Source organism: Rhodopirellula maiorica SM1 (genome assembly GCF_000346295.1).
Taxonomy (GTDB): Bacteria; Planctomycetota; Planctomycetia; order Pirellulales; family Pirellulaceae; genus Novipirellula; species Novipirellula maiorica.
Window position 1 is genome coordinate 1 of sequence record NZ_ANOG01000088.1, and the last position, 7,775, is coordinate 7,775.

The window sequence follows — 7,775 nt, forward strand, 5'->3', positions numbered from 1 at the left end:
TTGACGATCGATTGGCTTGGACGATCAAGCCTTGTTAGGACGTTTGTAAAAGGGAAGGGGGGTCACATTCGCAACCACGGTCTTCCCGCGAATATCAATTTGAAACTGTTTCGCATCGGCATACTCGGCATCGACATAGGCCATGACGATCGGATGACCGAGCGTCGGCGAGGGGCCACCGCTGGTGACAAAACCGATTTTCTTTCCATCGGCATCGAGCACGTCACAGCCTTCGCGTGCCGGCCGTTTGCCTTCAGGAATCATCCCCACGCGAACTTGTTTCGGACCTTCGGCCTTGACCGCACGCAGCGCGTCGTCACCAATAAACGAACGGTCTTTTAAATTACACGCGAACGACAACCCTGCGGAAATCGGATCGATCGACTCGTTTAACTCATGACCATACAGCGGCATACCGGCTTCCATTCGCAACGTATCGCGAGCCCCTAGCCCCGCCGCGGCAAAGCCTTCGTCGCGACCGGCCAGCATGATGTTCTCCCAAATACGGTTGGCTTCTTCAGCGCGAACGATCAATTCAAAACCATCTTCGCCAGTATAGCCGGTTCGGCTGAGGATCACTGGCTTTTTGAACTGATCAGTGATCGTCGCCTGGTAATATTTCAAACGGCTGGGATCAAATGTGAATAGTTTCTTACAAACATCAATTGCCTTGGGACCTTGGACGGCAATCATCGCTGTCAACTCGGTACGGTCGGACATCGTCACCGTAGGAAAATCGGGCAGATGTGGCGTGATCCAGTCCACAATTTTCTGATGATTCGACGCGTTGACGACCAACAAATGAAACCGTCGATCCGAAGGCGTCTTCAAATGCGATACCAAGACGTCGTCCAACACGCCGCCTTCGGCATTGCACATCAATCCGTAGCGAACGCCGCCCACCGGCAAATTTGATACACGGCGAGTCAACAGATGATCGAGCAGTTGTTCGCTGCCATCGCCGTCAAAGCGAATCCGTCCCATGTGCGAGACGTCAAAGAGGGCCGCCGATGTTCGACACGCTTGGTGCTCAGTGACGATCGAAGAATACTGGATCGGCATCTCGTAGCCCGCGAAGGGGACCATTTTCGCACCGGCGGACCGGTGCCATGCATCCAACGGGGTGGTGGAAAGCGAGGTATTCATGGCAAGTCCACTAGGGGCAGGAGTGTCCATCGATTTTCAGCACCAGCAAGGTAGCACAGAGCTACCGCAAGTGCGTTAGTCAGGGGGTAAGGCGGCCGTGATGTCAACGATCAGTGTGTGTCCGGCCGATGCCGACCAACTCGCGTCAGTTTATACGGAACACCGCGAGCGAAAAGCCCCAAGCCGCAATTGCGTTATCGCTTTCGCCGCTTCTTCTTTTGACGAGCTTCGTTCTTTGCGTTTCGTTCCCACCCGCTCCTTGCTGTGTTTCGGACGACGTGAGGCCACAGGCCCAGCTTCTGAGGAGTGGTTTTTAACCAAATCAAAAAACAGCTGCCGTTCTTGCAGGTCGATTTTGGCGATCTGTACCGTCAATAAATCTCCTAATCGAAATCGATTTCCGTCGCGGAACCCGACCAATTGTTGTCCCTGGCGCTCAAATCGGTAACGGTCTTGCGGCAACGCTGCGACCGGCAAAAATCCGTCAACCGGCAATTTGATACAACGCGCATGGATACCGTCGGCAAACACGCGGCTGACCACCGCATCAAGTTTCTCGCCCACTTTCTTTTTCAAGAAATGAAGCAGTTTTAACTCGATCAAATCACGCTCGGCCTGCTGCGCATTGCGTTCCATGTCGCTGCAATGATGGCCAAGCCGCAGCAACACCTGGAACGAATCATCAGGCGTTTTCTTGCCGTCGAGCAGTTTTTGCACCAACCGATGCACCGACAAGTCGGGATATCGACGAATCGGACTGGTGAAGTGACAGTAATGTTCCATGTCGAGTGCGTAGTGCCCTTCACGCTGCGGCCCATAGACCGCCTTGTTCATTGATTTTAAAACCGAAAAATTGACCGCTTGCTCCAGCGTCGTGCCCGCAACCTTGTCGAGCACCCGTTGGATTTCGAACCGACTTTCGAGCGATTCAACGTTGATTCCCAAGTCACGGACAAACAAGTGCAAATCACGGAGTTTACGGCGCTGCGGCGGTTCATGAATGCGATGCAGGAAATTCAATTCCAAATCGTCCAACCACGAAGCCACGGCTTGATTCCCAGCCAACATGAACTCTTCGATGATCTGGTGGCTCTCAGTGTTCTCTGACAAGTGCGCGCCGCGCACCTTGCCCGATTTGTCAAAATCCAATTTGACGTCCGGCATGTCCAACGACAACGAACCACCCTTGAAGCGAGCCTTTCGCATCTGCATTGCAAGGGTATGCATCCGTGAAAGCAGATCACAAATCTCATCGCCCCACGGTTCACGCTGGGCATCGGGGTTGGCTAGAAACTTGTCGACTTGCTCGTAGCTAAAACGCTTATCACTGAGGATCGCGGCATTGTGAACTTCGACATGCGTGATCGTCAGATCGTCGAGCATTTCAATTTCGACCGTCTTGGTCAATCGAATGCGATCCGGCTGCAGACTCGCCAAGTGGTTGCTGATGATTTCAGGAATCATCGGCACGACGCGATCGGGCAAATAGACGCTGGTCGCTCGGTTTTTCGCTTCTTCGTCCAGCACACTTCCTTCGGGAATAAAGCTGCTGACATCGGCGATATGTACCCACAAACGCCAACGTCCCTGTTCACGCTCGAGCGAAATTGCGTCGTCAAAGTCGCGAGCGTCAAACGGGTCGATCGTAATCGTCAGCAACTCGGTCAGATCTTTGCGTCCCTCTGGCACGACCTCGTCGTTAAATGCATCGGCTTGCTCGCGAGCCTCGTCCAGCACGCTTTCGGGAAAGTTGTCGGGCAATCCGTATTGACGCATGATCGTCAGCGTATCGATTGCCGGATTGGTACTGCTGCCCAATCGTTCAAGCAACACCGCTTCGCCACCATGACCATCGTCGTCGGGGAATTCGACCATTTCGACAAACACTTTGTCGTCGTCGCTGAGCGGCAACCCGCGAACGTCACCGATCGACACGGGTTGGCTGTAGGGCGTCCCGTCAAGGAACACCGCGGGCTCGCCACGAATCATGCGAAACGTGCCCGTGAATTGGCGTCGTGCACGCTGCAGTATTTCGACAACAACTCCCTCTTGGCCTCCCTTGCGACTCGGTTGGACCTTGACTTCGACGATGTCGCCTTCGAGGGCGCCGTGGGTCGAACCAGGAGGAACAAAGAGGTGCTCGGCAATTTCGCTTTCGTCATCGTGTTCGCCGGGGCGAACGAAACCAAAGCCGCCTCCCATCGCGCGGCGGAAGGTGCCGCGAACGTAGTCGCTGCCTCCTTCGAAGGCACCGGCGGGAATCACCAAGTGATTCGATCCGTAAACCACGCGGCCCTCGATCACGAGTTGTTTGACAACTCGCCGAAGCTCGCGGTAGCCATCGGAATCCAGCTTTAGCGCCTTGGCGATTTGCTTGGGTTTGCTGGGGCGGTAGACAGACGAGCTGATATGACGAAGCAGCTGGTCGGTTAATTCGGGTGATACATCCATTCAGAAAAAGATATCCGATTGATAGGTTCCGAACACTCCACCTGTGGAGACCGGCGGTCTCTTACGACACAGAAAGTGCTCGTCAGGCATCCGATTGGGCTGAAAAGCACCAAAACCCGCTTGCGATTTTAAGAGAAATCGTGGAATGCGGCAGCCATGTTAGAGCGATACCGCGCGGTTAGAGCCTGGGGATTGACTGTTTAGACGCAGTGATACGCCAAAAGGTTCACTTTATTTGCGTAGCCGATGTTCCCCCCCACGGCTGAAGACGCGATCAGGTTGGATTACAATTGCCCCCACTCTCCCACTCTCCCACTCTCCCACTCTCCCCACCGAATGCCCCCCATGCGAAGCACCGCTCCCTTCCTGGTCCTCTTGCTGCTGATCTCCACAGCCCTCGCCGATGGCCCCGCCGACAACGTGGCCGACCAAGTTCGCCCGGTTCCTCCCCTTGGAATCGAGCTCAGCCAGGCCGATCGCAACGAACTCGAGGGCGGTTTGGCACAGCTGAATAAGAAAATCGAGCAGCTCCGTAAATCAAAAAACACGAAGCTGCAATCGCTGATCCCCGATGTCGAGATTTTCTCGCGAGCGATCCGGGATGCAATTTCGCACCGAGAACTGTTTCACAAAAACGACATCACTAAAGCCCGAGAGGTGCTGGCCGAAGGACATGCTCGTGCAGACGCGTTAAACGAGGGGAACGCTCCCTGGACCACGCAAACCGGCTTGGTCGTGCGAGGATTTCGCTCACGTATCGATGACACCGTCCAGCCCTACGGAGTCGTCGTTCCTGAGTCGTACGATTTCAGCGGAGCAAGCGAGTATCGCACCGACATTTGGTTACACGGACGCGGCGAACGATCCACCGAGTCGCTCTTTATCCATGAACGAATGAATCGCGTTGGCAAAATCTCGCCCGCCAACACACTGATCGTGCATCCCTACGGTCGCTACAGCAACGCGTTCAAATTCGCAGGCGAAATCGACGTGTTCGAAGCCCTTGACCACGCCAAGTCGCAATACCGTGTGGACGAAAACCGTATTAGCATCCGTGGTTTCTCAATGGGCGGGGCAGGTTGCTGGCAATTTGCAGTGCACTATCCAAGCCGATTTTTTGCCGCGACGCCAGGTGCCGGTTTCTCGGAGACTCCTGAATTTCTGAAGTCGTTTCAGGGCGAAACACTGTCGCCAACTTGGTACGAAGAAAAACTGTGGCAATTGTATGATTGCACCGGCTACGCAAATAACCTGTTCAATTTGCCAACCATCGCTTACAGCGGCGAACTGGACATCCAAAAACAAGCCGCCGACATCATGGAACAAGCGATGGGCGATCAGGGGCTGAAGCTAACACACCTGATTGGTCCCCAAACCAAACACGCGATCCACCCCGATTCGCTAGAAACAATCGAAAGCAAACTCGCCAATCTTGCCGACCGAGGACGTGATCGCGTCCCGACGACCATCGACTTCACCACCTACACGCTGCGTTACAACCGTTCGTTCTGGCTGACCGTCGATGAACTGGCCGAGCACTGGAAACGGGCGACCGTCAACGCCACGTTGTCTGGTTCCGAAAACACGATTCGCGTCACCGTTGATGGCGTTCGCGGGATCCAGCTTGATCTCGCCGCCGGCGACGCCCCGTTCCACCCCCGCCAACCGGTTCAAATCGAGATCATTGAATTCGGTTCGAACCACGACAGCGAATCTGCCACCACCCGGCAAATCCTAGTCGGCCCGCGGCCGGAATCGGACCGATCATGGCACTGCCAAATCCATCGCGATGGCGATCAATGGAAAATCGGATCACGTCCGGCAACCTCCGGCATTGCAAAACGACATGGTGTCCAAGGACCGATTGACGATGCGTTCATGGATCGATTCATTATTGTCGCTCCCACCAGCAAAGGATTTCACCCCGAGACCGACGCCTGGGCAAAATCTGAACTGGATCATTTGGTGCATGAGTGGCGTCGCCAATTCCGCGGCGATGCGATCGTCAAAAAGGACACGGAAATCAGCGACGACGACATCGCGACCAGCCATCTGATTGTGTTCGGCGACCCCGCCAGCAACGTGTTGCTGAAATCGATCCACAGCGAACTGCCCATCCGCTGGAATGAAGAAGGAAGCCGCGTGACGACGGGCGAGAACCACAAATCGCTTGACGCTGCGAACCACGCGCCGGTGATGATTTACCCCAATCCAAAGAATCCGGACCGCTACGTGGTCATCAACAGCGGGTTTACGTATCGCGAATACGCCTATCTCAACAACGCACGCCAAGTCCCCAAGCTTCCGGACTGGGCGATCATCGACATTCGTACGCCAGCCGACTCGCTATGGCCCGGCAAAGTCGTCGACGCCGGATTCTTCGACGAAGCATGGAAGATGAAGTAGTCCGCCCAGCCAACCTTAGCTAAACGCGGCGGGCAAAATCGGGTAAAACGGCGATTTGCGGAATGACACTCGATTTCTTTAAGAACGGACCCGATATGCTTCCTGTCAGCCAAGTGATTCGTAACCGGCGGACGATTAAACCGACGCAGTATTCACAGCGTGATGTGGACGAGGCAATCGTCAACGAATTGCTTGAAAATGCAAATTGGGCACCAACGCATGGTATGACCGAGCCCTGGCGGTTCACGGTGTTCTGCGGCGATGCCCGAATTCGATTGGCCGAATTCTTGGCCGACACCTACAAGAGCTTGACCACCGAGGAAACGTTCAAGCAAAAGAAATACGACGGGATGCGAGCGAACGCCACTTGTGCTCCGGTCGTGATTGCGATCGGTATGAAACGCCAAGCAAGCGAAAAGATCTCGTTGTTGGACGAACTGCTGGCTGTCGCTTGTGCGGTGCAAAACATGCACCTGACCGCCGCCGCATATGGGCTAGGTGGTTTCTGGTCGACCAATGTCGCCGCCACCAGCACGCAGATGCGAGATTTCATCGGACTCGAAGAGAACGATCAAGCCCTTGGTCTGTTCTATCTCGGTTACCCTCAAGGCGATTGGCCCGAAAGCAGTCGTGGCAGCGTGGAGGCCAAAGTCCGCTGGGTTCGCGATTGAATGAAGTAGGTGGCAAGCGGCCGGGTGTTTGGGAAAGCTTGTTGCCATTCAAGGAAGGGCCATGCCGCCCGAAACTCTTGGCGAGTTTCGCTACGAGGGGATTCCGCCCGAAACTCTTGGCGAGTTTTGCTACGAGGAGTTTCGCTACGGCGGATCTTTGACACGCGTGGCGGCCTATCCCCCACTTTACTCGGGTTCGTAGGCCAAGTTCGGGCTGAGCCATTTTTCGATTTCCGACAGCGGTTTGCCTTTTCGCTTGGCGTACGCTTCGATTTGATCCTTGGTCATGCGATCGACGGTAAAGTAGCGTGATTCGGGATGACCGAAATACAAACCGCTGACGGCCGCACCGGGGTACATCGCATAGCTTGATGTCAACTCGACCCCGGTATTGTTCTCGGCATCGAGCAAATCAAACAGCGTTCGCTTTTCAGTGTGATCGGGACAAGCCGGGTAGCCGGCTGCCGGACGAATGCCACGATACTTCTCGCTGATCAACTCGTCTTTATCGAGGCCTTCGTTTTGCCCAAAACCCCAATCCTTACGAGCACGTTCGTGCAACAACTCCGCGAACGCTTCGGCAAACCGGTCCGCGACCGCTTGCACCATGATCGCCTTGTAATCGTCCAATTCCTCTCGGAACTTCTTGGCCAACTCATCGGCTCCGATCCCAGCGGTGACGACAAAGCCACCGATGTAATCCTGACGGCCACTATCGACCGGTGCGATGTAATCGGCAAGCGATCGATAATCCTTTTGGCCTTTCCGCTCCCACTGCTGACGCAAGAAATGGAAACGCGACAACTCGGTGCTACGTGATTCGTCGGTGTACAGAATCACATCGTCACCGTCGCTGGCCGCAGGCCAAAACGCGTAGGCCGCGTTGGCTTTCAGCGAACCATCGGCAATGACTTGATCCATCAACGCGTTCGCATCGTCATAGATTTTTTTGGCTTCTTCTCCGACCAGGGCATCATCGAAAATCTTGGGATATTTGCCCTTCAATTCCCAAGTCATGAAGAACGGCGACCAATCGATGTACGGCCGAATCTCGGGAAGCGGGAAATCCTGCAGAACTTTCACGCCGGTAAACGAAGGCTT

At 54.9% G+C, this 7,775-nt stretch carries 6 protein-coding genes; 3 read left to right on the forward strand and 3 right to left on the reverse strand.

Features of this window, described 5'->3' with window-relative positions; all coding sequences use genetic code 11:
• Positions 1–24: 24 nt before the first annotated feature.
• A complete protein-coding gene (gcvT, locus tag RMSM_RS02660) occupies positions 25–1,146 on the reverse strand; it encodes a glycine cleavage system aminomethyltransferase GcvT (protein WP_008691177.1) in 1,122 nt (373 codons plus the stop codon).
• A 150-nt stretch (positions 1,147–1,296) separates the two neighbouring features.
• Positions 1,297–3,597 carry a ribonuclease R family protein gene (locus tag RMSM_RS02665; protein WP_008691179.1) on the reverse strand — a complete coding sequence of 767 codons (2,301 nt, stop codon included), beginning with the start codon at positions 3,595–3,597 and terminating at the stop codon, positions 1,297–1,299.
• A gap of 345 nt (positions 3,598–3,942) precedes the next feature.
• On the opposite strand from RMSM_RS02665, the gene RMSM_RS02670 reads away from it, so the two are divergent.
• The 3 genes from RMSM_RS02670 (at position 3,943) to RMSM_RS40580 (ending at position 6,876) form a co-directional block, all read left to right on the forward strand.
• Positions 3,943–6,003, forward strand: coding sequence for a prolyl oligopeptidase family serine peptidase (locus RMSM_RS02670; protein WP_008691181.1), 2,061 nt, complete (start codon positions 3,943–3,945; stop codon positions 6,001–6,003).
• Positions 6,004–6,098: 95 nt separating this feature from the next.
• Positions 6,099–6,674: a nitroreductase family protein gene (locus tag RMSM_RS02675; RefSeq protein WP_040763772.1), complete on the forward strand. Its 576-nt coding sequence runs from the start codon at positions 6,099–6,101 to the stop codon at positions 6,672–6,674.
• A 61-nt stretch (positions 6,675–6,735) separates the two neighbouring features.
• The gene (locus tag RMSM_RS40580) at positions 6,736–6,876 is read left to right on the forward strand and encodes a hypothetical protein (protein ID WP_008691185.1); all 141 of its coding nucleotides are present in this window, start codon (positions 6,736–6,738) and stop codon (positions 6,874–6,876) included.
• On the opposite strand, the gene RMSM_RS02680 is transcribed toward RMSM_RS40580, so the two are convergent.
• Positions 6,861–7,775: vitamin B12 dependent-methionine synthase activation domain-containing protein (locus RMSM_RS02680; RefSeq protein ID WP_315850127.1), on the reverse strand; the 915-nt coding region annotated here is incomplete at its 5' end. The two genes, RMSM_RS40580 and RMSM_RS02680, sit on opposite strands and share 16 nt — an antisense overlap.

Excerpts from the sequence above, each read along its gene's own strand:
- RMSM_RS40580 (WP_008691185.1), top strand. The coding sequence starts at position 6,736 with ATGCCGCCCGAAACTCTTGGCGAGTTTCGCTACGAGGGGATTCCGCCC.
- RMSM_RS02665 (WP_008691179.1), bottom strand. The coding sequence starts at position 3,597 with ATGGATGTATCACCCGAATTAACCGACCAGCTGCTTCGTCATATCAGC.
- RMSM_RS02670 (WP_008691181.1), top strand. The coding sequence starts at position 3,943 with ATGCGAAGCACCGCTCCCTTCCTGGTCCTCTTGCTGCTGATCTCCACA.
- RMSM_RS02675 (WP_040763772.1), top strand. The coding sequence starts at position 6,099 with ATGCTTCCTGTCAGCCAAGTGATTCGTAACCGGCGGACGATTAAACCG.
- gcvT (WP_008691177.1), bottom strand. The coding sequence starts at position 1,146 with ATGAATACCTCGCTTTCCACCACCCCGTTGGATGCATGGCACCGGTCC.